The 25,612-nt window shown below is 66.7% G+C and carries 21 protein-coding genes, 1 tRNA gene and 1 pseudogene; 13 read left to right on the forward strand and 10 right to left on the reverse strand.

Going from position 1 to position 25,612, the window contains the following annotated elements; all coding sequences use genetic code 11:
* Position 1: 1 nt before the first annotated feature.
* The 4 genes from C0J29_RS24490 (at position 2) to C0J29_RS24505 (ending at position 3,409) form a co-directional block, all read left to right on the forward strand.
* Positions 2-298, forward strand: coding sequence for a WXG100 family type VII secretion target (locus tag C0J29_RS24490; RefSeq protein WP_120793832.1), 297 nt, complete (start codon positions 2-4; stop codon positions 296-298).
* A 29-nt stretch (positions 299-327) separates the two neighbouring features.
* Positions 328-612: a WXG100 family type VII secretion target gene (locus C0J29_RS24495; RefSeq protein ID WP_065049602.1), complete on the forward strand. Its 285-nt coding sequence runs from the start codon at positions 328-330 to the stop codon at positions 610-612.
* A gap of 489 nt (positions 613-1,101) precedes the next feature.
* The gene (locus C0J29_RS24500; RefSeq protein WP_055581208.1) at positions 1,102-1,875 is read left to right on the forward strand and encodes a response regulator transcription factor; all 774 of its coding nucleotides are present in this window, start codon (positions 1,102-1,104) and stop codon (positions 1,873-1,875) included.
* A gap of 7 nt (positions 1,876-1,882) precedes the next feature.
* Complete coding sequence (locus C0J29_RS24505; protein WP_120793833.1) at positions 1,883-3,409, forward strand: sensor histidine kinase; 1,527 nt, start codon at positions 1,883-1,885, stop codon at positions 3,407-3,409.
* Between the two features lie 12 nt (positions 3,410-3,421).
* Here C0J29_RS24505 and C0J29_RS24510 read toward each other — a convergent pair whose 3' ends face one another.
* Complete coding sequence (locus tag C0J29_RS24510; RefSeq protein WP_120793834.1) at positions 3,422-4,054, reverse strand: DUF6611 family protein; 633 nt, start codon at positions 4,052-4,054, stop codon at positions 3,422-3,424.
* Between the two features lie 350 nt (positions 4,055-4,404).
* On the opposite strand from C0J29_RS24510, the gene C0J29_RS33975 reads away from it, so the two are divergent.
* The 6 genes from C0J29_RS33975 to C0J29_RS24545 are packed head-to-tail and all read left to right on the forward strand — an operon-like array spanning position 4,405 to position 12,364.
* Positions 4,405-4,494: a potassium-transporting ATPase subunit F gene (locus C0J29_RS33975; protein ID WP_120793836.1), complete on the forward strand. Its 90-nt coding sequence runs from the start codon at positions 4,405-4,407 to the stop codon at positions 4,492-4,494.
* Positions 4,494-6,164 (forward strand): potassium-transporting ATPase subunit KdpA, encoded by a 1,671-nt coding sequence (gene kdpA, locus C0J29_RS24525; protein WP_120793837.1) that lies wholly within the window; start codon positions 4,494-4,496, stop codon positions 6,162-6,164. Before C0J29_RS33975 ends, kdpA begins: the two co-directional genes overlap by 1 nt.
* Complete coding sequence (gene kdpB / locus C0J29_RS24530; protein WP_120793838.1) at positions 6,164-8,269, forward strand: potassium-transporting ATPase subunit KdpB; 2,106 nt, start codon at positions 6,164-6,166, stop codon at positions 8,267-8,269. Before kdpA ends, kdpB begins: the two co-directional genes overlap by 1 nt.
* A gap of 1 nt (position 8,270) precedes the next feature.
* Positions 8,271-9,125, forward strand: coding sequence for a potassium-transporting ATPase subunit C (locus tag C0J29_RS24535; protein WP_120793839.1), 855 nt, complete (start codon positions 8,271-8,273; stop codon positions 9,123-9,125).
* 12 nt (positions 9,126-9,137) lie between these two features.
* Positions 9,138-11,687: a sensor histidine kinase gene (locus tag C0J29_RS24540; RefSeq protein WP_120793840.1), complete on the forward strand. Its 2,550-nt coding sequence runs from the start codon at positions 9,138-9,140 to the stop codon at positions 11,685-11,687.
* On the forward strand, positions 11,684-12,364 hold the full coding sequence (locus C0J29_RS24545) for a response regulator (RefSeq protein ID WP_065043818.1): 681 nt from the start codon (positions 11,684-11,686) through the stop codon (positions 12,362-12,364). The genes C0J29_RS24540 and C0J29_RS24545 overlap by 4 nt, the downstream gene beginning before the upstream one ends.
* A 320-nt stretch (positions 12,365-12,684) precedes the next feature.
* Here C0J29_RS24545 and C0J29_RS24550 read toward each other — a convergent pair whose 3' ends face one another.
* From C0J29_RS24550 to mfd, 7 genes are all read right to left on the reverse strand, one after another.
* Positions 12,685-13,635 carry a Ppx/GppA phosphatase family protein gene (locus tag C0J29_RS24550; protein ID WP_120793841.1) on the reverse strand — a complete coding sequence of 317 codons (951 nt, stop codon included), beginning with the start codon at positions 13,633-13,635 and terminating at the stop codon, positions 12,685-12,687.
* Entirely contained in the window at positions 13,626-14,117 is a 492-nt protein-coding gene (locus C0J29_RS24555; protein ID WP_120793842.1) for a DUF501 domain-containing protein, read from the reverse strand. The genes C0J29_RS24550 and C0J29_RS24555 overlap by 10 nt, the downstream gene beginning before the upstream one ends.
* Entirely contained in the window at positions 14,110-14,805 is a 696-nt protein-coding gene (locus tag C0J29_RS24560; RefSeq protein WP_174814864.1) for an FtsB family cell division protein, read from the reverse strand. Before C0J29_RS24560 ends, C0J29_RS24555 begins: the two co-directional genes overlap by 8 nt.
* A 1-nt stretch (position 14,806) precedes the next feature.
* Positions 14,807-16,096, reverse strand: coding sequence for a phosphopyruvate hydratase (gene eno / locus C0J29_RS24565; RefSeq protein WP_120793844.1), 1,290 nt, complete (start codon positions 16,094-16,096; stop codon positions 14,807-14,809).
* A gap of 53 nt (positions 16,097-16,149) precedes the next feature.
* Positions 16,150-16,881, reverse strand: coding sequence for a lytic transglycosylase domain-containing protein (locus tag C0J29_RS24570; RefSeq protein ID WP_120793845.1), 732 nt, complete (start codon positions 16,879-16,881; stop codon positions 16,150-16,152).
* Between the two features lie 178 nt (positions 16,882-17,059).
* Positions 17,060-18,160: a nucleoside triphosphate pyrophosphohydrolase gene (locus C0J29_RS24575; RefSeq protein WP_120793846.1), complete on the reverse strand. Its 1,101-nt coding sequence runs from the start codon at positions 18,158-18,160 to the stop codon at positions 17,060-17,062.
* Entirely contained in the window at positions 18,160-21,807 is a 3,648-nt protein-coding gene (gene mfd / locus C0J29_RS24580; protein ID WP_120794950.1) for a transcription-repair coupling factor, read from the reverse strand. Before mfd ends, C0J29_RS24575 begins: the two co-directional genes overlap by 1 nt.
* A gap of 107 nt (positions 21,808-21,914) precedes the next feature.
* Here mfd and C0J29_RS24585 point away from each other — a divergent pair.
* Positions 21,915-22,694 (forward strand): annotated as a pseudogene (locus C0J29_RS24585) (diaminopimelate decarboxylase); the annotation flags it as partial.
* Positions 22,695-22,708: 14 nt separating this feature from the next.
* Here C0J29_RS24585 and C0J29_RS24590 read toward each other — a convergent pair.
* A complete protein-coding gene (locus C0J29_RS24590) occupies positions 22,709-22,987 on the reverse strand; it encodes a hypothetical protein (RefSeq protein ID WP_133437711.1) in 279 nt (92 codons plus the stop codon).
* 128 nt (positions 22,988-23,115) lie between these two features.
* Entirely contained in the window at positions 23,116-23,709 is a 594-nt protein-coding gene (locus C0J29_RS24595; protein ID WP_065044362.1) for a TetR/AcrR family transcriptional regulator, read from the reverse strand.
* 234 nt (positions 23,710-23,943) lie between these two features.
* Between C0J29_RS24595 and C0J29_RS24600 the strand changes: the two genes are divergently transcribed.
* Together C0J29_RS24600 and glmU are read left to right on the forward strand one after the other, a co-directional pair.
* Positions 23,944-24,015: transfer RNA gene (locus tag C0J29_RS24600), tRNA-Gln, on the forward strand.
* A gap of 107 nt (positions 24,016-24,122) precedes the next feature.
* Positions 24,123-25,586 (forward strand): bifunctional UDP-N-acetylglucosamine diphosphorylase/glucosamine-1-phosphate N-acetyltransferase GlmU, encoded by a 1,464-nt coding sequence (glmU, locus tag C0J29_RS24605; RefSeq protein WP_120793847.1) that lies wholly within the window; start codon positions 24,123-24,125, stop codon positions 25,584-25,586.
* Positions 25,587-25,612 lie beyond the last annotated feature (26 nt).

Raw genomic sequence — 25,612 nt, forward strand, 5'->3', positions numbered from 1 at the left:
TATGGCAGCACGTTTCATGACCGACCCGCACGCGATGCGCGACATGGCGGGCCGGTTCGAGACCCACGCTCAGACCGTCGAGGACGAGGCCCGTCGCATGTGGGCGTCCTCGCAGAACATCGCCGGCGCCGGCTGGAGCGGTCTGGCCTCGGCCACCTCGCTGGACACCATGGGCCAGATGAACACGGCCTTCCGCAACATCGTCAACATGCTGCACGGCGTTCGTGACGGACTGATCCGCGACGCGAACAACTACGAGCAGCAAGAGCAGGCCTCCCAGCAGATCCTCGGCAGCTAAGTACGGGACCCAGGAAAGGACTTCGAAAAATGACGATCAATTACCAGTTCGGCGACGTCGACGCCCACGGTGCGCTCATCCGCGCACAGGCCGCGAACTTGGAGGCCGAGCACCAGTCCATCGTTCGCGATGTGCTGGCTGCCGGTGACTTCTGGGGCGGCGCCGGTTCGGTGGCTTGCCAGGAGTTCATCGCCCAGTTGGGCCGCAACTTCCAGGTGATCTACGAGCAGGCCAACGCCCACGGCCAGAAGGTCCAGAGCGCCGGCAACAACATGGCGCAGACCGACAGCGCCGTCGGGTCCAGCTGGGCCTGACACAGCTTTCATCAACGGCGTGGCCGCACACCGTCAAGGTGTGCGGCCACGTCGTTTCTGGGCTGCCCGCCCGCTCGCCCATCGTTTGCCAGCGGGCACTGTTTCGATAGTCGAGGACAGCGGGTACCGCCGTTGCGCGGGCCCGCACACCACATCCGGCCACGGGCAGAACAGTCGGCGGACATCCGCGCTGAGGACCCGGCTGCCACCATGTCGTCCACAGGAATAGGCGTCGGCACACGGCGCCGGCGATTTGCTCGCTGAGCCCCCTCCCCCGATACCCGGTCAGCCTGCACCTCGTGCGCCGTTACGACTAATCAGGTTGTGCCACAGATCTTTTGCTGTCCGCAATACGAGCTGACGACGGGTAGCCGAGTGTCACCGGCCCACCCGCGACCGACGCTCGGACACGGTTGCCCGGTATCATTACATTTGAGGTTTCTATGAAGACCGTGACAACCATATGTGTGGTTGAAAGAATGATCCAATATGACCGCAATGCAGGGATACGCGCGTAGCCAACGTCCACGGCAGGCGATTCTGGGGCAGTTGCCCCGGATTAACCGGGCTGACGGTTCACCGATCCGGGTGTTGCTGGTCGACGACGAACCGGCCCTGACCAATCTGGTCAAGATGGCGCTGCACTACGAGGGCTGGGACGTTGAGATCGCCCACAACGGGCGCGAGGCCATCGCCAAGTTCGACCGAATCAACCCCGACGTGCTGGTCCTGGACATCATGCTGCCCGACGTGGACGGCCTGCAGATCCTGCAGCGGGTCCGGGAATCCGAGTCCTACACGCCCACCCTGTTCCTCACCGCGCGCGACTCGGTGATGGACCGAGTCACCGGTCTCACCGCCGGCGCCGACGACTACATGACCAAGCCGTTCAGCCTCGAGGAGCTGGTGGCCCGGCTACGCGGCCTGCTGCGGCGTTCCAGCCACCTGGCCCCGCCCGCCGACGAGTCCCTCAAGGTGGGCGACCTCAAGCTGGACGCGGCCAGCCGGGAGGTCACCCGTGGCGGCACCCCGATGTCGCTGTCGTCGACCGAGTTCGAATTGCTCCGGTTCCTGATGCGCAATCCGCGACGCGCGCTCAGCCGCACCGAGATCCTGGACCGCGTGTGGAACTACGACTTCGCCGGCCGCACCAGCATCGTCGACCTGTACATTTCTTACTTGAGAAAGAAGATCGACGCCGATAGAGAGCCGATGATCCACACCGTCCGTGGCATTGGATACATGCTCCGACCACCGGAATGAGCTTGGCATGACGGGGGACCGCCAAATCCCGCGGTGGCTCCCCCGTTCTTTGCGCCGGCAGCTGTTGCTGGGCGTACTGACGGTGGTGACACTCGTGTTGGTGGCGGTCGGCGTCGTCTCGGTGCTGACCCTGCGTGGCTACGTCACCGCGATGAACGACGCCGAAGTCGCCGAGTCGATGCACGCGTTCACGCACGCTTACGGCCGGTACCGCAACGGCGAACACACCTCGATCCACAAAGGAAACCCGCCCGTCTCCGAGGCCCTGCTAGAGTTCACCGGGCAGACACCCGGAAACCTGATCGCCGTTGTCCGCGACGGCAAAGTCGTTGCCTCGGCGGTCTTTTCCGAGGATGAACCGCGGCCCGCGCCACCCGACGTCGTCCGGGCCATCGAAGCGCAGTCGTGGACCGACGGCCCGTCCCGGGTCGAGAACCTGGGCAGCCTCGGCCCGCATCAGGTCGACAGCCGCACCGCCGGGTCCGACCGGCTGGTGGTCGGGGTTTCCCTGAGCCTCGCCGACCAGATCATCGCCCGCAAGCAACTCACCACCGCTCTGCTGGTGGCCACCGCGTTGGTGATCACGGCCGCGCTGACCGCCTGGGTGGTGGGTTACGCCCTACGCCCGCTGAGCCGCGTGGCCGCGACGGCCGCTGAGGTCGCCGCCATGCCTCTGGCCGACGAAGACCACAAGATCAGCGTGCGGGTCCGGCGCGAAGACACCGACCCCGACAACGAGGTCGGAATCGTCGGGCACACCCTCAACAAACTGCTCGACAACGTCGACAGCGCGCTGGCACATCGCGTCGAATCCGACTTGCGGATGCGGCAATTCATCACCGACGCCAGTCACGAACTGCGGACGCCGTTGGCGGCTATCCAGGGTTACGCCGAATTGACCCGTCAGGACAGCTCGGCGCTGCCTCCGACCACCGAATACGCCTTGGCGCGCATCGAGTCCGAGGCGCGGCGAATGGCCTCACTGGTCGACGAACTGCTGCTGCTCTCCCGCCTCGGTGAAGGGCAGGATCTGGAGTCCGAAGATCTGGACTTCACCAACCTGGTGATGAATGCGGTCAACGACGCGGCCGTCGCGGCACCGACGCACCAGTGGGTCAAAAAGCTGCCCGAGCAACCGGTGTGGGTCACCGGAGACCACGCCCGGCTCCATCAGGCCGTCAGCAACCTGCTCACCAACGCCTGGGTGCACACGCCTCCCGACGTTACGGTGACCACGGGCATCACCTGCCATCAGTCCGCCGACCCCGACGGCCCGAGCGCGCCCTATGTCGAATTGACCGTTACCGACGACGGACCCGACATCGACCCCGATGTCCTGCCCAGATTGTTCGAGCGATTCGTCCGTGCCGACAAAGCCCGCTCCAACGGAGCGGGCCACGGACTGGGTCTGGCGATCGTGAATTCGATCGTCAAGGCGCACGGGGGGACGGTCTGCGCCGAATCCGCCAACGGCGAAACGGTTTTTCGCGTGCGGATCCCGATGATCACCCGCCCGCGGGTGAAGAACTCCTGACGCCGTGGGCCGCTATTTCACGACGCGTGACCACTCCTCCAGACGGTCGTATGCCTGCCACCAGATCGCCTCGTGCTGAACTAAAGAGAGGTCACCGGCTGCCAGCCGACGGTCGGCGTCAGTCAGCATGTCGACCAGGGCTCGCCAGTAGGTGTAGCGGCACAACTCTTGCACATCAGCGCTTTTGGGCATCAGGACAACTGTCAGGTTTCTGACCGGCACCCGGCCGGGACCGCCCCGAACAAACAGCAGCGCACCAATGGCCAAGTAGACGCCCGCGGCGAATACCAGCACGGTGGCGGCTGATGCCAGCACATCTCCAAGCAGCATCTCCGCCAACACCATCAGTGCCGCGCCACCTATCGGCCAGCTCCGCCACAGCAAGGCTGCATACCGATCATCGATACCCGTGCCCGGTGGGTAGATCGTCAGGCGATAACGACGGACGCCGTACTGACCGACCGCGGCGTCGAACGAGCCCCACCGACGGCTGCCGTCGAGCAGGTGCCCGCGGGCCGGCGATGGGGGCGGCGTCTCGTTAATCGATTGTGGCGGAACCGGTTCGGTTACTCGGTATCGCGTGATCTGCATCCCACTGGTGTACACCGGGCCGACCAACAGCGCCGGGTCCCAAACAGCATCCATACGTAATGACCGCAAACCTTTACAAGACTTTTTCGGCCCCGGGCCAACTGTGCGCTCTGCGCCCCCTGTGACCGACACCGCATCGTTTCGCTGAGGCCGTAAATATTCCGTAAAGGCGCGCCCCGGTGCCGTTAGGAAAGTGTCAACCAAAGGCCCTAGCTGGGATGTGCCAATTAGCGTCAGGCTGGCCTTGCCTCCGAGTAGTGCGCCAGGGGCTGACTCGACGAGGCCTTTTTGTCTGCACGGACTATCGCCGAACGGAGTTGCACCATGAGCGTGTTGGCATACATCGCCCTGACTGTGGCGGTGTTCGCCCTGCTCGGTCTGACACAGAAGTTGGTCGAGCGGTTATGAGTTACCAGAACATCGTCGGCCTGGTGCTGGCAATCCTTCTCGCGCTGTTCATGGTTGGCGCGCTGCTGTTTCCGGAGAGGTTCTAGTGAGCCAAACGATAGCGGGGATCATCTTCCTCGCCGCTCTCGTCGTGGCACTGGCATTGGTCCACGTACCGTTCGGCGACTACATGTACCGGGTCTACTCCTCGGACAACGACTCACGGGTCGAGTCAATGATCTACCGCCTCATCGGTGTCGACGCGCGCTCGGAACAAACGTGGGGCGCCTACACCCGCAGCGTGCTGGCGTTCTCGTCAATCAGCATCCTGTTCTTGTTCGCCTTGCAACTGCTGCAGGGCGGATTGCCGTTACACCTGCACGACCCCGCCACGAAGATGACGCCGGCACTGGCCTGGAATACCGCGGTCAGCTTCGTCACCAACACCAACTGGCAGGCCTACTCCGGGGAATCGACGCAGGGACATCTGGTTCAGATGGCTGGCCTGACGGTGCAGAACTTCGTCTCAGCGGCCGTCGGCATGGCGGTGGCGATTGCGCTGGTGCGCGGGTTCGCCCGCACGCGCACAGGCGAACTGGGCAACTTCTGGGTGGACCTGGTCCGCGGCACCTTGCGCATCCTGCTGCCCATTGCCGTCGTCGGCGCCATCCTGCTCGTCGCGGGCGGGGTGATCCAGAACTTCCACCTGCACGATCAGGTGGTGACCACGCTGGGCGGCGCCCAGCAGACGATCACCGGCGGCCCGGTGGCCAGCCAGGAAGTCATCAAAGAGCTGGGCACCAACGGCGGTGGCTTCTACAACGCCAACTCCGCGCACCCGTTCGAGAATCCCACCGCGTGGACGAACTGGCTGGAAATCTTTCTGCTGCTGGTGATCAGCTTTTCGCTGCCGCGCACCTTCGGGCGCATGGTCGGCAGCAAGAAGCAGGGTTACGCGATCGCGGCCGTCATGACGACGCTGGCCGGCGTCAGCGTGTCGTTGATGATGTGGTTCCAGCTGCAGCACCACGGCACCGTCCCGAATGCCCTCGGCGCGGCCACCGAGGGCGTCGAGCAGCGGTTCGGCGTCGCGGACTCGGCCGTGTTCGCCGACGCCACAACGCTCACCTCCACCGGCGCTGTCGACTCGTTCCACGACTCCTACACCAGCCTGGGCGGCATGATGACGATGTTCAACATGCAGCTCGGCGAGGTCGCCCCCGGCGGCACCGGTTCGGGCCTGTACGGCATGTTGATTCTCGCGTTGATCACCGTCTTCGTCGCCGGGCTGATGGTCGGCCGGACCCCGGAATACCTGGGCAAGAAGATCAATCCACGCGAAATCAAGCTCGCCGCAAGCTATTTCCTGGTGACACCGCTGATCGTGCTGACCGGCACCGCGATAGCCATGGCGCTGCCGGGTGAACGTGCGGGCATGCTCAACAGTGGGCCGCACGGACTCTCGGAGATCCTGTACGCGTTCACCTCCGCGGCCAACAACAACGGGTCGGCCTTCGCCGGGCTGAGCGTCAACACCGACTGGTACAACACAGCTTTGGGACTGGCCATGCTCTTCGGCAGGTTCCTGCCCATCGTGGTGGTGCTCGCCCTGGCCGGATCGCTGGCCAAACAGGGCACCACCCCGGAATCGGCGGGCACGCTGCCCACCCATCGGCCGCAGTTCGTCGGAATGGTCGCCGGTGTCACCTTGATTCTGGTGGCGCTCACGTTCCTGCCCATGCTGGCGCTCGGCCCTCTTGCTGAAGGAATCCATTGATGAGCGCGAACACCAAGCGGCTCGGCGGCGGCGTCCTTGATCCGGCGATGCTGTGGAAATCGACCCCCCAGGCGCTGAGCAAGCTCGACCCGCGCACGTTGTGGCGCAACCCGGTCATGTTCATCGTCGAGGTCGGTGCCGTCTGGGCTACCGCGCTGGCGATCGCCGAACCGACCTGGTTCGCCTGGCTGATCGTGGTGTGGCTGTGGCTGACGGTCGTGTTCGCCAACCTCGCCGAGGCGGTTGCCGAAGGCCGCGGCAAGGCCCAGGCCGAGACACTGCGCAAAGCGAAGACCCAGACGATGGCGCGGCGCCTCACCGGGTGGACACCCGGCTCGCCGCTGGTGGAGGAAGAAGTCGCGGCCCCGCTGCTGCGACAGGGCGACATCGTCGTCGTCGAAGCCGGACAGGTGATCCCGGGCGACGGCGACGTCGTGGAAGGCATTGCCTCCGTGGATGAGTCGGCGATCACGGGCGAATCGGCACCGGTGATCCGGGAGTCCGGTGGTGACCGCTCGGCCGTCACCGGCGGCACCACCGTGCTGAGCGACCAGATCATCGTCCAGATCACTCAGAAGCCCGGTGAGAGCTTCATCGACCGCATGATTGCGCTCGTCGAGGGCGCCAACCGGCAGAAGACGCCGAACGAGATCGCACTCAACATTCTGCTGGCCGCATTGACGATGATCTTCATCTTCGCCGTCACGACGCTGCAGCCGTTGGCGATCTACTCCAAGCTGAACAATCCCGGCGTGCCAGACACCCAGGCGCTCAACGGAAGTGGCGTCACCGGCATCGTCATGGTGTCGCTGCTGGTGTGCCTGATCCCCACCACCATCGGCGCGCTGCTGTCGGCCATCGGCATCGCCGGCATGGATCGGCTGGTGCAGCGCAATGTGCTGGCGATGTCCGGACGCGCGGTCGAGGCCGCGGGCGACGTGAACACCCTGCTGCTGGACAAGACCGGCACCATCACGCTGGGCAACCGTCAGGCCGCCGCCTTCATCCCGGTCGACGGCGTCTCGCCGGAGGAGTTGGCCGACGCCGCGCAGTTGTCCAGCCTCGCCGACGAAACACCGGAGGGCCGTTCGGTCGTCGTCTTCGCCAAGGAGCACTTCGGATTACGTGCGCGCACTCCGGGTGAACTCGCGCACGCCCAGTGGGTGACGTTCTCGGCCGCCACGCGGATGTCCGGTGTTGACGTCGACGATCACCAGTTGCGCAAGGGCGCCGCCAGCTCCGTCGCGGAATGGGTTCGGGCACAGGGCGGTAAGGTGCCCAGGCAGCTCGGGGAGATCGTCGACGGTGTCTCGGCCGGCGGCGGCACACCACTGGTTGTCGGCGAGTGTCGCAGCGGCGAAGCATCGGTCCTTGGCGTCATCCATCTCAAGGACGTCGTCAAGCAGGGCATGCGCGAGCGGTTCGACGAGATGCGCCGGATGGGTATTCGTACCGTCATGATCACCGGCGACAATCCGTTGACCGCCAAAGCGATAGCCGACGAGGCCGGGGTCGACGATTTCCTCGCCGAAGCCACACCCGAAGACAAACTCGCGTTGATCAAGCGGGAGCAGGCAGGCGGCAAGCTGGTCGCGATGACCGGTGACGGCACCAACGACGCGCCGGCGCTGGCCCAGGCCGACGTAGGTGTGGCGATGAACACCGGGACCTCGGCCGCCAAAGAAGCCGGCAACATGGTGGATCTCGACTCCGACCCCACCAAGCTGATCGAGATCGTGGAAATCGGCAAGCAGCTGCTGATCACCCGGGGCGCTTTGACGACCTTCTCGATCGCCAACGACATCGCCAAGTATTTCGCGATCATTCCGGCGATGTTCGTCGCCCTGTTCCCCGGCCTGGACCTGTTGAACGTGATGCGATTACACAGCCCGGAATCGGCGATCCTGTCGGCGGTGATCTTCAACGCGATCATCATCGTCCTGCTGATCCCGCTGTCGTTGCGGGGCGTGCGTTACAAGCCTAGCAGCGCGTCAAAACTGTTGAGCCGCAACCTGTATGTCTACGGTCTCGGGGGGATCGTCGCCCCGTTCATCGGGATCAAGCTGATCGACTTGATCGTCCAATTCGTCCCTGGGATGTCCTGACATGAAGTTCTCCAGTTTTCTTCGGGTCCACTGGGCCGCGGTGCGCGCGCTGCTGGTGCTGACCGTCATCACCGGATTGATCTACCCGTTGTTCATCTGGTTGGTGGCGCAGATCCCAGGGCTGCACGACAAGGCCGAAGGGTCGATCGTCAGCGTCGGCGGCAAGCCGGTGGGTAGCCGGCTGATCGGCCAGCTGTTCACCGACGCCAGCGGCAACCCGCTGCCGCAGTATTTTCAGAGCCGTCCGTCGGCGGCCGGTAACGGGTACGACCCGCTGTCCACCGGAGCGAGCAACCTCGGACCGGAGAGCATGAGCCTGCTCAATCAGGTGTGCTCGCGCAGCGTGGCTATTGGCAAGCTCGAAGCAGTGGACGGGTCACGTCCGTTCTGCACCGGTGGTGGCGTCGGGGCGGTGCTGGCGGTGATCGGCCCCCGCGATGCGCGCGGGGCCGTCATCCATCCCACCCGGGTCATCAGCGTCAACGAGCCCTGCGAGACGACGTCGGCGCCCTTCCTGACCAGCTATGAGGGTGTGCGGGTGGAGTGCGCCAAAAAAGGCGAGGACTACTCGATCGGCCAGATGGTGCCGATTCGCGGGGCCGCGCCCGCCGACCCCGTCGTGCCCGCCGATGCGGTGAGCGCCAGCGGCAGCGGACTGGACCCGGATATCTCGGTGGCCTACGCCAACCTTCAGGTGGCGCGGGTGGCCAAAGCCCGCCACGTCAGCCCGGAGCAGGTGCGGGACGTGCTGGCCCAGTACCGAACCGGGCGCGTGCTCGGCTTCATCGGGGAACCTTCTGTCAACGTCCTGCAGCTCAACCTGCAACTCGACCGCCGATACCCGGTCACCGGCTAGGGTCGCGGAGGGATGATGGTTGACGTGACCGACGTCAACCTCGGCGAGCACCGGACCAAGCGTGGTGAGCTGCGCATCTATCTCGGCGCCGCGCCAGGAGTCGGCAAGACCTACGCGATGCTCGGCGAGGCCCATCGGCGCCTGGAGCGCGGCACCGACGTCGTCGCGGCAGTCATCGAAACCCACGGCCGCGCGAAAACCGCTGAGCTGCTTACCGGCATAGAAACCATTCCGCCGCGGCTCATCGAATACCGGGGCGGCAGTTTCCCCGAACTCGACGTGCCAGCCGTACTGGCGCGCCATCCGCACGTGGTGCTGGTCGACGAGCTTGCCCACACCAACACACCGGGCAGCAAGAACGCCAAGCGCTGGCAGGATGTCGAAGAATTGCTCGACGCCGGCATCACGGTGATCTCCACGGTGAACATCCAGCACCTGGAGAGCTTGAACGACGTCGTCGCCCAGATCACCGGCATCGAGCAGAAGGAGACCATCCCCGACTCGATCGTCCGGCAGGCGTCGCAGGTCGAGCTGATCGATATCACCCCGGAAGCGTTGCGCCGCAGACTTTCTCATGGCAACGTCTACACCTCGGAACGGATCGACGCGGCACTGTCCAACTATTTCCGTCCCGGAAACCTCACTGCCCTGCGGGAATTGGCGCTGCTGTGGCTGGCCGACCAGGTCGACACGGCGCTGGCCAAGTACCGCGCGGAGAACAAGATCACCGCGATGTGGGAGGCCCGTGAACGCGTCGTCGTAGCCGTCACGGGTGGTCCGGAGTCGGAGACATTGGTGCGCAGAGCGTCCCGAATCGCATCCAAGTCCACCGCCGAGTTGATGGTGGTTCACGTGGTGCGCGGTGACGGGTTGGCGGGCCTGTCCGAGACCCGGATGGCCAAAATCCGGGAACTGGCCAACAGCCTGGACGCCTCCCTGCACACCGTCGTCGGCGACGACGTGCCCAGCGCGCTGCTGGATTTCGCGCGCGAGATGAACGCGACCCAACTGGTGGTCGGCACCTCCCGGCGGCCGCGGTGGGCACGCATCTTCGATGAGGGCATCGGCCCGGCCATCGTCGAGCATTCCGGCAAGATCGACGTGCACATGGTGACCCACGAGGAATCCAAACGCGGACTTCGCACCTCATCGATTTCGCGGCGTGAGCGCCGGGTCGCGTCCTGGCTGGCGGCCGCGATCGTCCCGTCGCTGATCTGCTTTGGCACGGTGGCGTGGCTGGACCGGTATCTGGACAACGGCGGAGAAAGCGCGCTGTTCTTCGTCGGTGTGCTGCTGGTGGGTCTACTGGGAGGCGTTGCGCCCGCGGTGCTTTCAGCGGTGTTATCCGGCCTGCTGTTGAACTACTTCTTGATCACGCCACGTCACAGCTTCACGATCGCGGAGCCGAACAGTGCGGTCACCGAACTGGTGCTGCTATTGATTGCGGTGGCGGTCGCGGTGCTGGTCGATGGGGCGGCCAAACGGTCGCGCGAGGCACGCCGTGCTTCCCAGGAAGCCGAATTGCTGACGTTGTTCGCCGGGTCGGTGTTGCGCGGCGCGGACCTGGACACGTTGCTGGAGCGAGTGCGCGAGACGTACTCGCAGCGCGCCGTGAGCATGTTGCGCGAAGACACCGTCGACGGGCGCCCGCGAAGCCGTGTGGTCGCGTCGGTGGGCAAGGATGCCTGTGCCACCGTCGATTCCGCCGATACCGCGATCGAGGTTGGCGACGACGAGTTCTGGATGCTGCTGGGGGGTCGCCGGCTTTCCGCGCGGGATCGCCGCGTGCTCCATGCCGTGGCGACACAGGCGGCGGGTCTGATCAAGCAAAGTGAACTCGCCGCCGAAGCCAGCCGCGCCGAGGCGATCGTCCGGGCCGACGAGCTGCGTCGCTCATTGTTGTCGGCGGTCAGCCACGATCTGCGAACGCCGTTGGCGGCGGCCAAGGTTGCGGTGTCCAGCCTGCGCGCAGGAGATGTCGCCTTCTCCGCCGAAGACACCGCCGAACTGCTGGCGACGATCGAGGAGTCCATCGATTCGTTGACCGCGCTGGTGGGCAACCTGCTCGATTCGTCGCGGTTGGCGGCCGGTGTGGTCCACCCGAATCTGCAGCGGGTGTATCTGGAGGAGGTGGTGCAGCGGGCGCTGGTCAGCATCGGGCAGGGCGCTACCGGCTTCTTCCGTTCGGCGATCGACCGCGTCAAAGTCGACGTCGGCGACGCGGTGGCGATGGCCGATGCCGGCCTGCTGGAACGGGTGCTGGCCAACCTGATCGACAACGCCCTGCGTTATGCGCCCGACTGCGTGGTGCGGGTGAACGCGGGCCGGGTCGGCGATCGGGTGCTGATCAATGTCATCGACGAGGGTCCCGGCATCCCCCACGGCGCCGAGGAGCAGATCTTCGAGGCGTTCCAGCGGCTCGGCGATCACGACAACACCACCGGTGTCGGCCTGGGTATGTCGGTGGCGCGGGGCTTCGTTGAGGCGATGGGCGGAACGATCTCGGCCGGTGACACTCCCGGTGGCGGGCTTACCATCGTGGTGGAGCTGGGGGCGCCATGACGCGGGTACTGGTGATAGACGACGAGCCGCACATTCTGCGGGCTCTGAAGATCAATTTGACGGTGCGCGGGTACGAGGTCACGACCGCCTCGACCGGTGCCGGCGCGTTGCGCGCCGCTGCCGAGCACCCGCCCGACGTCGTGATCCTGGACCTGGGGTTGCCGGACATCTCGGGTATCGAGGTGCTGGGCGGGTTGCGCGGGTGGCTTTCGGCGCCGGTGATCGTGCTGTCGGCGCGCAGCGATTCCGCGGACAAGGTGGAGGCGCTGGATGCCGGGGCCGACGACTATGTGACGAAACCCTTTGGTATGGACGAGTTTCTGGCCCGGTTACGCGCGGCGGTGCGCCGCAACACGGCGGCGTCCGAGATCGATCAGCCGGTTATCGAGACGTCGGCTTTCACGATCGATTTAGCGGCGAAGAAGGTCGTGAAGAATGGTGCGGAGGTGCACCTGACGCCGACCGAGTGGGGGATGCTGGAGGTGCTGGCCCGCAATCGTGGCAAGCTGGTCGGCCGCGAGGAACTGCTGAAGGAAGTGTGGGGGCCCGGATATGCGACCGAAACCCATTATCTCCGTGTCTATTTGGCGCAGCTGCGACGTAAGCTCGAGGATGACCCGTCGCACCCCCGGCACTTGCTGACCGAGTCCGGTATGGGTTACCGCTTCGAGGAGTGAGTCCGCCGTGGCTGCGTCCGGCAGGTTGATCGCTTTTCCATGGTAGTCACATCGGTCACTTCAGCCCCTGGAAAAGTTCGCATTGCCTTTGCCCGCCTTTCCGCGACAAGGGGCCGCAATCGCCATGCGCGGCAGGGACACCCCAGCGTCAATCACGTCGGTCACTTCGGCCCCTAGAAAAGTTCGTAATGTCTTCGCCCGCCTTTCCAGGGTCTGGTGAGGAGCAGGCGATGCGCACCCATCCACGGGCAGCGCGCCAATCACCTGTCGCGGAGAGGTGGGCAAACATCCACTCGACTTCCCCACGGCGACGCTTGTGACTACGCGATCGAGAGCACGATCCCGTCCAGGATGTCGTGCTCACTGACCACCAACTCCGAAATGCCGGCCCGCGAACCCAATTCCCGCGCCAACTCCTGAACCACGATGGCGCCGCCGCCGATCACGTCAACCCGACCCTCATGCATGGGCCCCAGCGCGGCCCGCTCGGCCCGGGTCATCCCAATCAACCGCTCACACACCCCGAGCAGCTCACTGAACGGCACCCGCGAAAGGTGAATCGCCGCAGCATCATAGCGACTCAGACCCTGCGCCAGCGCCGACAGCGTTGTCATCGTCCCGGCCAGCCCGACCCAGGTCCGCGCCCCGTCCACCGGCACCGCGCGCAACGCGACGTCCAGCCGCTCGCGCACCACGTCGCGGGCCGCGGCCACTTCATCCTCAGATGGTGGGTCCGAGTGCAGACACCGTTCGGTCAAACGCACACATCCGATGTCGGCCGAGTAGCTCGCCGCGATCTCTCCGGCTGCCTTGCCGACCACGATCTCCGTCGAACCCCCACCCAGGTCCACGACGACGAAAGGCGCACCGGCACTGTCCAACTCGCCGACCGCACCCCGGAATGACAGACCAGCCTCCTCGGCGCCCGTAATAACCTCGGCGACCGACCCCGGGATCACCGCCCCCAGCACCTCGGCAGTCATCGCAAAGAAAACATCGCGATTGGCAGCATCCCGCGTCGCCGAAGTCGCGACCATCCGCACCCGCGAAACATCGTGCACGCGCAGCAATTCGGCATAGTCAACCAACGCGGCTCGGGTTCGGGCGATCGCCTCCGCCGCGAACTCACCCGTTGCGTCGACACCTTGACCCAGCCGCACAATGCGCATCTCCCGATGGACATCGCGCAACCGCTCCCCCTCGACGTCGGCGATCAGTAACCGAATCGAGTTGGTTCCGCAGTCGATCCCGGCAAGTCGCGTCAAAGCCATTGCCTCCCAATCAAAGAAGCCGCAGCGCCGTCCTCGGCGGTCAGCAGCGCCAACGCCTCGTCACCGAAGGGATTAACCCCTGGCCCCTTGGCCAGCGAGTGCGCGATCAGCACGTGCAGGCATTTGACCCGGTCCGGCATGCCGCCGCCGGAAAAAGTGGTGCCCAACGATTCGATCGCGTCCCGCTCGGCCAGATACGACTCGTGCGCCCGCCGATACGCGGCGGCCAAATCTGTATCAAAGCCCAATCTTTCGGTCATGTCGCGCATGAGCCCCGTCGTTTCCAATCGGCTCGCCGCCGCGGTCAGCACCGGATGTGTCAGGTAGTACAACGTCGGAAACGGCGTCCCGTCGGGCAGCTTCGGCGCGGTCTTCACCACCCCCGGTTCTCCGTCCAGGCACCGATAGGCGACTTCGAGCACACCGCGAGGCTCGCGACCCAGCTGACGCGCCACCGCCTCCAGGTCCGCCGAATCAACCACCGGGCGACGTCGGGTTGGGCGCCACCGGCGGCGCCTGCTCGGGTGCCGGACCGGCCGCGGGCGGCAGGTGCGGCGCGTCGGCGATGGTGTGCCACAACGAGGTGTACCAGGGCTCGTTCTTGGCCGCGCCACCCGCCTCCGCACCCGGCTGTGGAGTCGCCGCGGCGCCGGGCGGAAGCTGAACCTGGAACGGAATGTCCCCCGGCTTGACGAACCCGAGGCGCTCCCGCGCCTGCGCCGCGACGTAGGCGGGGTCGGCCAGCTGGCCCTTGCGTTGTTCCAGGTCCGCGATCTGGCGACGCAGCGCGGCCTCGGTTGCCGTCAGCTGCGCCATCTCGGTGCGCTGAGCGAAGTAGGTGCGCACCGGTCCGGCGATGGTCAGCGTCAGCACACACACCACCGCCGCCAGGATCGCGGCCCGCCGGGCGGTGAACCCCAGCCGCTGATCCGACCGCTGCTCAACGGATTCGGTGAAGGACCGCTTGATGGGATCCACCACATGCTCGTGCAACGAGCCGGTGGACCGGCTTTCGTCGGGAGCTGTCTGCGCCGGCTTCGAAACCGGCCTCGAAACAGGACTGGCGTAGGACTTCGACGCACCGCCGGAGCGACGAGCCCGAGCCGAATCACCCGGCTTCCCCGGCCGTGACGCCGGGGATCGCCGTTTCGGATCGGGCTTGGGAGACAAGCTACTTGGGGTCCACTGCGTACCGGGGGAACGCCAGGTCACCGGCGTAGCGGGCCGCATCGCCGAGTGCCTCTTCGATCCGCAGCAGCTGGTTGTACTTCGCGACACGCTCACTGCGCGCCGGCGCACCCGTCTTGATCTGTCCGCTGCCGACCGCCACCGCCAGATCGGCGATGGTGGTGTCCTCCGTCTCGCCGCTGCGGTGGCTCATCATCGTGCGGTACCCGCTGTGGTGCGCCAGGGCGACCGCGTCCAGCGTCTCGGTCAACGTCCCGATCTGATTCACCTTGACCAGCAACGCATTTGCCGCGCCGCGCTCAATGCCCTCTTCGAGACGCTCGGGGTTGGTGACGAACAGGTCGTCGCCGACGATCTGCACCCGGTCACCGATACTGACCGTCAGAGCGGTCCAGCCGTCCCAGTCATCCTCGGACAGCGGGTCTTCGATGGACACCAGCGGATACGCGTTGAGCAGCCCGGCGTAGAACTCCGTCATCTCCTCGGCCGTCCGGGTGGAGCCTTCGAAGCTGTATCCGGTGCCCTCGGTGTAGAACTCGGTCGCGGCGACATCGAGCGCCAGCGCGACGTCGACACCGAGCTTGAAGCCGGCCGACTCGATGGCCCGGCTGATCAGATCGAGCGCCGCGGTGGTGCCGGCCACGTTCGGGGCGAAACCGCCCTCGTCGCCCAGCCCGGTGGAGAGCCCTTCTTTCTTGAGCACCGACTTGAGCGCGTGGTAGACCTCGGCGCCCCAGCGCAACGACTCGCTGAAGCTGGGCGCGCCGATGGGCGCCACCATGAACTCCTGAACGTCGACGCCGGTGTCGGCGTGCGCGCCGCCGTTGACGATGTTCATCATCGGCACCGGCAGGATGTGGGCGTTCGGTCCGCCCAGGTACCGGAACAGCGGCAACGCCGCCGAGTCGGCCGCCGCCTTCGCGACCGCCAACGAGATGCCGAGGATCGCGTTGGCCCCCAGACGGGACTTGTCGGGGGTGCCGTCGAGGTCCACCAGCGCCTGATCGACCAACCGCTGGTCGTCGGCGTTGAGCCCGATGACCGCCGGCCCGATCTCGTCCAGCACCGCTTGGACGGCCTTCTTCACGCCTTTGCCGCCATACCGGTCGCCGCCGTCGCGCAATTCGACCGCCTCGTGCTCGCCGGTCGATGCACCCGAAGGCACCGCCGCACGGGCGAATGTTCCGTCGATCAGCGCGACCTCGACCTCGACGGTCGGGTTGCCGCGGGAATCAAGGATCTCGCGGGCTCCGACCTGCTCGATAATCGGCACTGGGTTCTCCTTTGCGCTCGTGGCTCTGCTGCGGCCCCCGGCGGTACATCTTTCTACAGCGGATGACCCGCCGCATAGGCGGTTGCCCAGTCCCGCACCGCCCGCGCGTAGACCCCCGAGTTGTTGTAAGCCCGCAGCGCGTTGATCCAGCCCCGCGGTGTCGCGAGATCCTTTCCGCGCCAACACAAATATCCCGCAGCCGAAAGCGCGGCATCATCGATGTTGTCCGGACTGGCGGTGCCGTCGTTGTTGGCGTCGACCCCATACAGCTTCCAGGTCTCGGAGATGAACTGCATCGGCCCCATCGCGCGTTCCACGCCGTTATCGCCGTCGAGCAGGCCACCATCGTTGTCGACGATGCGCAGGTTGCCGCCGCTGCCGTCGAGCAGGACACCCCGGATGGGCGGTCTGACGTCACCGTTCGGAGCTATCGTCGCGCCGCGGTAAGTGCCGTTGTGGCTCTCCACCTGTCCGATGCCGGCCAGCGTGGTCCAGGCGATGTGGCACTTCGGGTTCTCCACCTCGGCGACCCGCGCCGCGTAGGCGTAGGCCTCCAGTGCGACCACCGGCATCTCGAGCGCCGGAGCCCGCGCCTCGGCCCACTCCCGCAACTGGTCAGCCGGGCGGCCGAGGGCGTGGGTATCCACCGGGGGCACCGGGTCCCCCGCCGGCGGCGGCACGCCCTCCGGGATGAACAGGCTGAGTTGCCAGGTGCAACTTGACGCCAACAGCATCGCGGTCGCCCCTATCACGGCGACCGCACGCAACCAGCGTCTCGGCGACACAACTCTCCCTGTCGATCTCCCTATCGGGGCCCCTCACCCGTTTCGGCCTAGATCATCGTCCCATGAGTCGCGGGAGTGCCCGGCTCGCCGAACCGCTCAGCACACAGAATTTGCATCAGCTATCGACGCGCGAGCTGGCTGTTTGTGCGGCTTCTCTGAGTTGTCGCAAACCTGGCGGTCAGCGCCGTCCCTTGCGCTTTTTGGGCCGGGACTCTTTGGGCGCTTCGGGCAGGTCACCCGTCACCTCGGAGTCGACCCCGGAGTCCAACTCGGGCTCAAATTCGGTCTCGAGGTCGGGCTCCGGCTTTGGTTCTGGCTCCGGCTCCACAAGGCCCGCCTCGTCGGACGGCCAGTGCGCCCGCCACTCCTCTGCGGTGACGAAGCCCAGCGGCGTCATGTCGAGTTCTTCGGCGATGCTGTCGCCGCGGCGGCTGGCGGCGATCGACTTCTCGACATCGCGAACCGATTCGACGAAATCCAATACGGCTGCGCGCAGGGTGTTTTCCGCGTCGACATCGGCCGACAGCGTGATCGTGGTGAGCTCGGCGGGAATGAACTCGGCGGGCAGACCGGCCTGGCACACCCGCTGAATGACCTTCTGCGCCAGCGCCAACGCCGGCTGACCGGTGTGGACGTCGTCCAGCACCGAGTTGCGCGACTTCTGCGACCGCTCGGCGGCCTTGGCCTCTTCCCATTTGGCCAGCTGGTCCTGCAGCGAAATCTCTTCGCCCGCAAGCACTCCCGGCACCCGGTTGCCGAGTTTGCGCATCAGCGTGTCGGCGACGTCGTCGATGGTGAAGGGCAGCAACGCCGCATCCTCGGCGATGCGGGAGTGGAACAGCACCTGCAGCAACAGGTCACCGAGTTCCTCCCGCAGTTGGTCGACGTTGCCGCTGTGCACCGCGTCCAGCAGCTCGTAGGTCTCTTCCAGCAGGTATCGGCGCAGCGAGTCGTGAGTCTGTTCGCTTTCCCACGGCCCGGCGGTGCGCAATTTGTCCATCATCGCGACGGCGTCGATCAGCCGTTCGCCGCGCTGACGTTCCGGCGCCGCAATCAGGCGGGCACCGGCGGCCAGCCGCGCGGTGACCGCGGGATGGTTGGGATCCGACGACAACAGCACCGGCGCGTCCTCACCGGTGTAGGCGGGGTGCGCGTCCGGTAGCGACCAGGGCACCGCGATCGGCATCTCCTCGGTGTACTGCACGGGGCCGGAGAGCAACTCGATGGCTTCCACCGGTACCAGCGCCGGACGGCGGGGGTCGACCAGGACGACAATCATCAGGCCTGTCGCTCCTTACCCGGCGTGTTGCTCATACCAACATCTTGCTGCGGTTTCCCGGCCAGCGCAGTCACCAAATCGGCAACCATCTGCACCAGCTCGACGTCGCGGATGTGTCCGGCGCCGATCCCGCCCGCACGCGGAATGGGAACCTGCACCGTAGACGTCGTCGCACGGTAGCGACCGCCCGGGTACATCCGGGCCAGCCGAACCTGGGCGGAATCCGGCAACGTCAAAGGGGACAGCCGCACTGTCGTGGCCGAAACGGCGCTGACCTCGGTGATCCCCGCGGCCTTGCACAGCAGGCGTAGCCGCGCCACGGCGACCAGCCGTTCGGCGGGCTCGGGCAGCGGACCATACCGGTCGATCAGCTCCTCGATGACCGCCGCGATATCGCTGTCGGAAGTGGCCGAGGCCAGCCGGCGGTACCCCTCCAGCCGGAGCCGATCGCTGGAGATGTAGTCCGGCGGTAGGTGCGCATCGACCGGGAGGTCGATGCGCACATCTTTCGTCTCCTCCGGCGTGGTCACCGTCTGCCCGTCGGCCGCCGCCCGGTAGGCCTCCACGGCCTCGCCGACCAGCCGGACGTAGAGGTCGAACCCGACCCCGGCGACGTGCCCGGACTGCTCGACGCCGAGCACGTTGCCCGCGCCCCGGATCTCGAGGTCCTTGAGCGCCACCGCCATGCCCGCGCCCAACTCGTTGTTCTGCGCGATCGTCGCCAACCGGTCATAGGCCGTCTCGGTCAGCGGCGCGTTCGGCGGGTAGAGGAAGTAGGCGTAGCCGCGCTCGCGGCTACGGCCCACCCGGCCGCGCAGCTGGTGCAGCTGAGACAACCCGAACGTGTCGGCCCGTTCGACGATCAGGGTGTTGGCATTGGAGATGTCCAGGCCGGTTTCCACGATCGTGGTGCACACCAGGATGTCGTATTCGCGGTTCCAGAACCCCTGCACGGTGCGTTCCAGCAGGTCCTCGGGCATCTGCCCGTGCGCGACGACGACCCGCGCCTCCGGCACCAGACCGCGCACCCGGGCGGCGGCGGAGTCGATGGAACTCACCCGGTTGTGCACATAGAACGCCTGCCCGTCACGCAGCAGCTCGCGCCGCAGGGCAGCGGCGATCTGCTTGTCGTCGTGCGGGCCGACGTAGGTCAGCACCGGGTAGCGCTCTTCGGGCGGCGTCAGGATCGTCGACATCTCGCGGATGCCGGCCAGGCTCATCTCGAGCGTGCGCGGAATCGGGGTGGCGCTCATGGTCAGCACGTCGACGTGGCTGCGCAGGGCCTTGATGTGCTCTTTGTGCTCGACGCCGAAGCGCTGCTCCTCGTCGACGACCACCAGACCGAGGTCCTTCCAGCGCACCCCGGTCTGCAGCAGGCGGTGGGTGCCGATCACGATGTCGACCGAGCCGTCGGCCATCCCCTCGATCACCTTGCGGGACTCGGCGGGGTCGGTGAATCTGGACAACCCCTTGACCGTCACCGGGAAGCCGGCCATCCGGTCGGTGAAGGTCTGCAGATGCTGGTCGGCCAGCAGGGTGGTCGGCACCAGCACGGCGACCTGCTTGCCGTCCTGCACCGCCTTGAACGCCGCCCGCACCGCGATCTCGGTCTTGCCGTAGCCGACGTCGCCGCAGATCACCCGGTCCATCGGGATCGGCTTCTCCATGTCGGACTTGACCTCGGTGATCGCGGTGAGCTGGTCCATGGTTTCGGTGAAGCCGAACGCGTCCTCCATCTCGGCCTGCCACGGCGTGTCCTGGGCGAACGCGTGTCCGGGGCTGGCCTGTCTTTTCGCGTAGAGCGCCACCAGCTCACCGGCGATCTCGCGCACCGCGCGGCGGGCTTTGGTTTTCGTGTTGGTCCAGTCGCTGCCGCCGAGTTTGCTCAGCGCCGGGGCCTGCCCGCCCACGTAGCGCGACAACTGGTCGAGCGAGTCCATCGGGACGTACAGCTTGTCGGACCCGCCACCCCTTTTGGACGACGCGTATTCCAGCACCAGGTACTCCCGGCGCGCCCCACCGACGGTGCGTTCCACCATCTCGACGAAGCGGCCGATGCCGTGCTGGTCGTGCACCACCAGATCGCCGGCGGTCAGCGCCAGCGGGTCGACCGTGTTGCGCCGCTTTGCGGCCAGCCGTTTGCCTTCGGTGGCGGTGGCCCGGCTGCCGGTCAGGTCGGCTTCGGTGATGATGACCAGGTTCGCGCCCGGAATGACGACTCCGTCGTGCAAGGGGCCTTTGACGACGCCGACGACGCCGGGTTTGGGCGTCTGGCCCGGTTCCAGCATGGCCGCCGCGATGTCGGATTCAGCCAAGCGCTCGACCATGCGGTGCGCGGTGCCGGTGCCGGGCGCCACCATGGCGGCGTATCCGCCGGTGGACACGTGCGCCCGCAGCATGGCGAAGATGCTCTCGATGTCGTGCTGATGCCCCCGCGCCGACGGCGCGGAACGGATGTCCAGTTCCACCGCCGATTCGTCGGAAAGCTGGCTCAGCGTCCACCACGGATGCCCGGCCCGGCGGGCCGCCTCCCGCGCCTCATCGAGTTCGGCGAAGCCGGACCCGCCGAGTTGTTCGACATCGACCGGCGCATCGGTGCCCAGGGCCGCGACCGACCACGACGCTTCCAGGAACTCCCGGCCGGTCTTGATCAGGTCGGCGGCGCGGGTGCGCACCTTCTCCGGGTCGCAGATGAGCACCGGGGTTCCCTCGGCCAGCTGGTCGGTGAGCAACGCAGGGGCCCCGTCCTGCGCCGGCTGCAACACCGACTGCAGCGCCTCCATGCCGTCGACCGGGATGCCTTCGGCCAGCTTGGCCAGCATGTCGATGATGCTGCCGGTGACCGTGTTCTCCGATGCGGGATGCTGGCCGGCCAGCTCGGCCGCGCGGGCCCGGACGTCCTCGGTGAGCAGCAGCTCGCGGCTTGCCACCGCGACCAGCACGTCGACGTCGATCTCGGGAATCGAGCGCTGGTCGGCGACCGAGAACATCCGCATCTCGGTGATCTCGTCGCCCCAGAATTCGATCCGCACCGGGTGCTCGGCGGTCGGCGCGAAGACGTCCAGGATGCCGCCGCGCACGGCGAACTCGCCGCGCCGGCCGACCATGTCGACCCGGGTGTAGGCGAGATCGACGAGACGTTGGACGACGTCCTCGAAGGGCGTCTCGTCTCCCACCGTCAGGGTCAGCGGTTCCTGGCGGCCGAGTTGCGGGGCCATCGGCTGCAGCAGGGAACGGACCGCGGTCACCACGACTCGCAGCGGCGGGCCCAGGCGGGCGTCGTCGGGATGGGCCAACCGGCGCAGCACCATCATCCGGGTGCCGACGGTGTCGATGCCGGGTGACAGCCGCTCGTGCGGCAGCGTTTCCCAGGACGGGAAGACCGCGACCGCGTCGCCGAGCACGCCGCGCAGTTCGGCGCTCACGTCGTCGGCTTCGCGACCGGTGGCGGTGACCACCAGAAGCGGCCCCTGCCGGGCCAGCGCAGCGGCCACGTAGAGGCGCGCGCTGGCCGGTCCGACCAGCGGCAATTGTTCGGGTCGATCGGAGGCGCGCTCGATGAGCTGTTGAAATGTCGGCGCAGTGAGCGCCAATTCGACGAGCCCCGCGATCGGGGTATCTGGGCTTGCAGTCCCCGGTGCGGTCATGATGTGCACCATTCTAGGGCGCGGCAGTTCGTCAATTTTGGGCCCGGCGGCGTCAAGAATGCGTAAGGAAAGGGCCATTCGGACCGGTATCGGCGCAGTTTAGAGGCATGACACTGCTGCACATGCTGCCCTCGGCCGGCCGGGCAGCCCCACGGATTTTCGGCCGTGCAAGCGAGCCGACGACCGCCGTTTGTGACGAAGCTGACTTCCGGCACCGCGCCCGCCGCGCCCACAAAGCGTTGCGGGGGGTCGAGATGGTCTACGCGGGAAGGTCGCTGTCGGCCACGGCGGTGGCCCGCTGGGTGCGTGAGGAGCGGCTCGGCGTCGACGTCTGCTCGTCCGGTGAACTGGCGGTCGCCCTGTCCGGCGGAATCGACGCCGCCCGCGTCATCGTGCACCTGAACGCGATGTCCCTTGACGAGCTAGGCGGCGCGGTAGCCACCGGGGTGGGCCGCATCGTTGTCGACGACCCGCTGGAAGTCGGCTACCTGGCCAATTTGGTCCGCCACCAACGCGTGCTCATCCAGGTGATCCCGGATGTCGACAGCCACGGGCACCGCGGCGCCGATATCAGTGACCAGGAGTTCGGGTTCACCGTGGGTGGCGATCACGCCGCCGACGCCGTGCGATGGGTGCTCGCGCACCGCACTCTCGACCTGGTCGGGTTGCACTGCCATATCGACGACGCGGCCCTGTGCGGCGAGGCGATTCGGCGGATGATCGCCGCGATGGCCGACGTCCGCGCCCACCACGGCGTCATCCTCACCGAACTCAGCCTCGGCGGGATGCGCTGGAGCGATCCCCGCCAGTTGGCCGGGGCGATCGAGGACGCGCTCGACGATGGCTGCGCGGCCGAGCATTTCCCGCGGCCCGCCGTCGTCGTCGAGGTGCCGGCCGGTGACTACCAGGGCATCGTGGCCCAGGAGTAGAAGGCTCCGGTGCCCACGTCGTGCACGCCGTAGGAGTCCCAGTAGTAGTCGTGGCAGACGTTGCCGTCCCACGGCACCGGCCGTCCCGCCGGGTTGGGGTCGCCGGGGCACCAGGTGGTGCAGGCCTGTAGACGCGGGCAGTTGCCCTGATCGGCGTGAGCGGGCGGCGAGAGGGTCAACCCCACGGACACCAGGACGGTGATCGCGAGGCCGGTCAGACCGTTGGACAACGCAGGTAACAGTGAACGCATGATGAGCCTTTCGTTCGGGTCCATTGATGCACTTCGGGTTCGTTGGCCACCAGTGCACACGGCTCGGGCTGCTACCGATCCCAACAGCAGGCGCTTGCGAAGTTCTTGCCTGCTTTTGCCGCGGAGTGCTACTCGTCCCGCAGTTGCGGGTCGGCCTCCAGGTGGGTCAGGCCATTCCACATCAAATTGACCAGGTGCGCGGCCACAACTTCTTTTTTCGGCTCGCGTGTATCCAGCCACCACTGGGCCGTCATCGACACCGACCCCACCAGCGCCTGGGCATACAGCGGCGCGAGGTCGGGATCCAGTCCGCGGCGGGCGAAGTCCCCGGCGAGGATGGAGCTGACCTGGCTGACGGCGTCGTTGAGCAGGCTGGAGTAGGTGCCCGAGCTGATCGCGGCGGGCGAGTCGCGGAGCATGATGCGGAAGCCGTCGGTGCGTTCCTCGACGTAGGTGAGCAACGCCAGGGCGACCCGCTCGACGCGCACCCGGGACCGGTTGTTGGTCAACGACGAGGTGATGCCGTCCAGCAGCGCGGACATCTCCCGGTCCACCACGACGGCGTAGAGGCCTTCCTTGCCGCCGAAATGCTCGTATACGACCGGTTTGGACACGTTGGCGCGCTGGGCGATCTCTTCGATCGAGGTGCCTTCGTAGCCGCGCTCGGCGAACAGCGACCGGGCGATGCCGATGAGTTGGCGCCGGCGCTCGCTACCGGTCATCCGGGCGCGCGGTGCACGTGGTTCAGCCACGCGATCAGGGTATCGGGGCGTCGAGCGTGCGCTGGCTGCTTTGCGCGCGCGTCCACCGCGGTGAAATCGCGATCCGGCCACCCTCAGACTCAGGTGGACGCACACTCAGAGCGGTAGACGGTGACTGGACTAACGTCGATGGTCTGCCTCCGCCTCCGGCCGCAAGCGGCCGGCATCGTCGGCCGACTAAAGTCTCAGGAGCGATCCGTCGTGGTGTAATCGGCAGCACCTCTGATTTTGGTTCAGATAGTTCAGGTTCGAGTCCTGGCGACGGAGCTTCGGAATTTGCCGCTTTTTGCCGCGAGCGTGCACTCAATGCCACTCTTAACGGCGTGTCGGCGTGCAAGTGTGCACGCTCGCCGGGCGAAACTTGAGGAGAGTTGATGAGTTTTCGTGGTGACACCGCGGTTCTGGTCCTCGCGGCCGGGCCCGGCACCCGGATGCGGTCAGACACCCCCAAAGTGCTGCACGTCCTCGGCGGGCGCAGCATGCTGTCGCACTCCCTGCACGCGATGACCAAGCTCGCGCCCCAGCATCTCGTCGTTGTGCTGGGCCACGACCATGAGCGCATCTCGCCGCTGGTCGCTGAGCTGGCCGACAGCCTGGGCCGCACCATCGATGTCGCCCTGCAGGACAAGCCGCAGGGAACCGGCCACGCAGTGCTGTGCGGCCTGTCCGCGCTGCCCGAGGACTACGCCGGCATCGTCGTCGTCGCCGCGGGTGACACCCCGTTGCTGGACGCCGACACCCTGGCCGACCTCATCGCCACGCACAGCTCGGCGGGTGCGGCCGTCACGGTGCTCACCACCACGCTCGACGATCCGCACGGCTACGGCCGCATCCTGCGCACCCAGGACAACGAAGTGATGGCGATCGTCGAGCAGACCGACGCGACGGCGTCGCAGCGCGGGATCCGCGAGGTCAACACCGGCGTCTACGCCTTCGACATCGCGGCGCTGAAGTCCGCGCTCAGCCGGCTGAGCTCCGACAACGCCCAGCAGGAGCTCTACCTCACCGACGTCATCGCGATCCTGCGCCGCGACGGCCACACCGTCAGCGCCCAGCACATCGACGACAGCGCCGTGGTCGCGGGCGTCAACAACCGGGTTCAGCTCGCCGAACTGGGCGCGGAGCTCAACCGCCGGATCGTCGCCGCCCACCAACTGGCCGGGGTCACCGTCATCGACCCGGCGACGACCTGGATCGACGTGGACGTGACCATCGGCCGCGACACCGTGATCCACCCCGGCACCCAGCTGCTCGGACGCACCCAGATCGGCGGTCACTGCAGTATCGGGCCCGATACGACGCTCGCCGACGTCAGCGTCGGCGACAAGGCCACCATCTGCCGCACGCACGGCTCGTCGGCGACCATCGGCGGCGGCGCCACGGTCGGCCCCTTCACCTTCCTACGGCCCGGAACCGTGCTGGGTGCCGAAGGAAAGCTGGGCGCATTCGTCGAGACCAAGAACGCCACCATCGGCACCGGCACCAAGGTGCCGCACCTGACCTACGTGGGCGACGCCGACATCGGCGAACACAGCAACATCGGCGCATCCAGCGTGTTCGTCAACTACGACGGCACCTCCAAGAGCCGGACCACGATCGGCTCACACGTGCGCACCGGCTCGGACACCATGTTCGTCGCCCCGGTGACCGTCGGCGACGGCGCTTACACCGGCGCCGGCACCGTAGTGCGCGAGGACGTCCCGCCGGGTGCGCTGGCGGTTTCGGCCGGTCCGCAGCGCAACATCGAGAACTGGGTCCAGCGCAAGCGACCCGGCACGGCGGCCGCCGAAGCCGCTGATCGGGCTACCCGCAACTCCACAGCCGGTGAGACACCGTGATTTCGCTTTGCGGTAACCCGGCTACG

Origin of the sequence: Mycobacterium paragordonae (assembly GCF_003614435.1) — a bacterium.
Classification (GTDB): Bacteria; Actinomycetota; Actinomycetes; order Mycobacteriales; family Mycobacteriaceae; genus Mycobacterium; species Mycobacterium paragordonae.

Coding starts and splice junctions, on each gene's coding strand:
- C0J29_RS24595 (WP_065044362.1), bottom strand. CDS start 23,709: ATGACCGGTAGCGAGCGCCGGCGCCAACTCATCGGCATCGCCCGGTCG.
- C0J29_RS24535 (WP_120793839.1), top strand. CDS start 8,271: ATGAAGTTCTCCAGTTTTCTTCGGGTCCACTGGGCCGCGGTGCGCGCG.
- C0J29_RS24500 (WP_055581208.1), top strand. CDS start 1,102: ATGACCGCAATGCAGGGATACGCGCGTAGCCAACGTCCACGGCAGGCG.
- C0J29_RS24490 (WP_120793832.1), top strand. CDS start 2: ATGGCAGCACGTTTCATGACCGACCCGCACGCGATGCGCGACATGGCG.
- kdpB (WP_120793838.1), top strand. CDS start 6,164: ATGAGCGCGAACACCAAGCGGCTCGGCGGCGGCGTCCTTGATCCGGCG.
- C0J29_RS24545 (WP_065043818.1), top strand. CDS start 11,684: ATGACGCGGGTACTGGTGATAGACGACGAGCCGCACATTCTGCGGGCT.
- C0J29_RS33975 (WP_120793836.1), top strand. CDS start 4,405: ATGAGTTACCAGAACATCGTCGGCCTGGTGCTGGCAATCCTTCTCGCG.
- C0J29_RS24540 (WP_120793840.1), top strand. CDS start 9,138: ATGATGGTTGACGTGACCGACGTCAACCTCGGCGAGCACCGGACCAAG.
- mfd (WP_120794950.1), bottom strand. CDS start 21,807: ATGACCGCACCGGGGACTGCAAGCCCAGATACCCCGATCGCGGGGCTC.
- C0J29_RS24495 (WP_065049602.1), top strand. CDS start 328: ATGACGATCAATTACCAGTTCGGCGACGTCGACGCCCACGGTGCGCTC.
- C0J29_RS24575 (WP_120793846.1), bottom strand. CDS start 18,160: ATGATTGTCGTCCTGGTCGACCCCCGCCGTCCGGCGCTGGTACCGGTG.
- C0J29_RS24550 (WP_120793841.1), bottom strand. CDS start 13,635: ATGGCTTTGACGCGACTTGCCGGGATCGACTGCGGAACCAACTCGATT.
- C0J29_RS24505 (WP_120793833.1), top strand. CDS start 1,883: ATGACGGGGGACCGCCAAATCCCGCGGTGGCTCCCCCGTTCTTTGCGC.
- C0J29_RS24590 (WP_133437711.1), bottom strand. CDS start 22,987: ATGCGTTCACTGTTACCTGCGTTGTCCAACGGTCTGACCGGCCTCGCG.
- C0J29_RS24510 (WP_120793834.1), bottom strand. CDS start 4,054: ATGGATGCTGTTTGGGACCCGGCGCTGTTGGTCGGCCCGGTGTACACC.
- glmU (WP_120793847.1), top strand. CDS start 24,123: ATGAGTTTTCGTGGTGACACCGCGGTTCTGGTCCTCGCGGCCGGGCCC.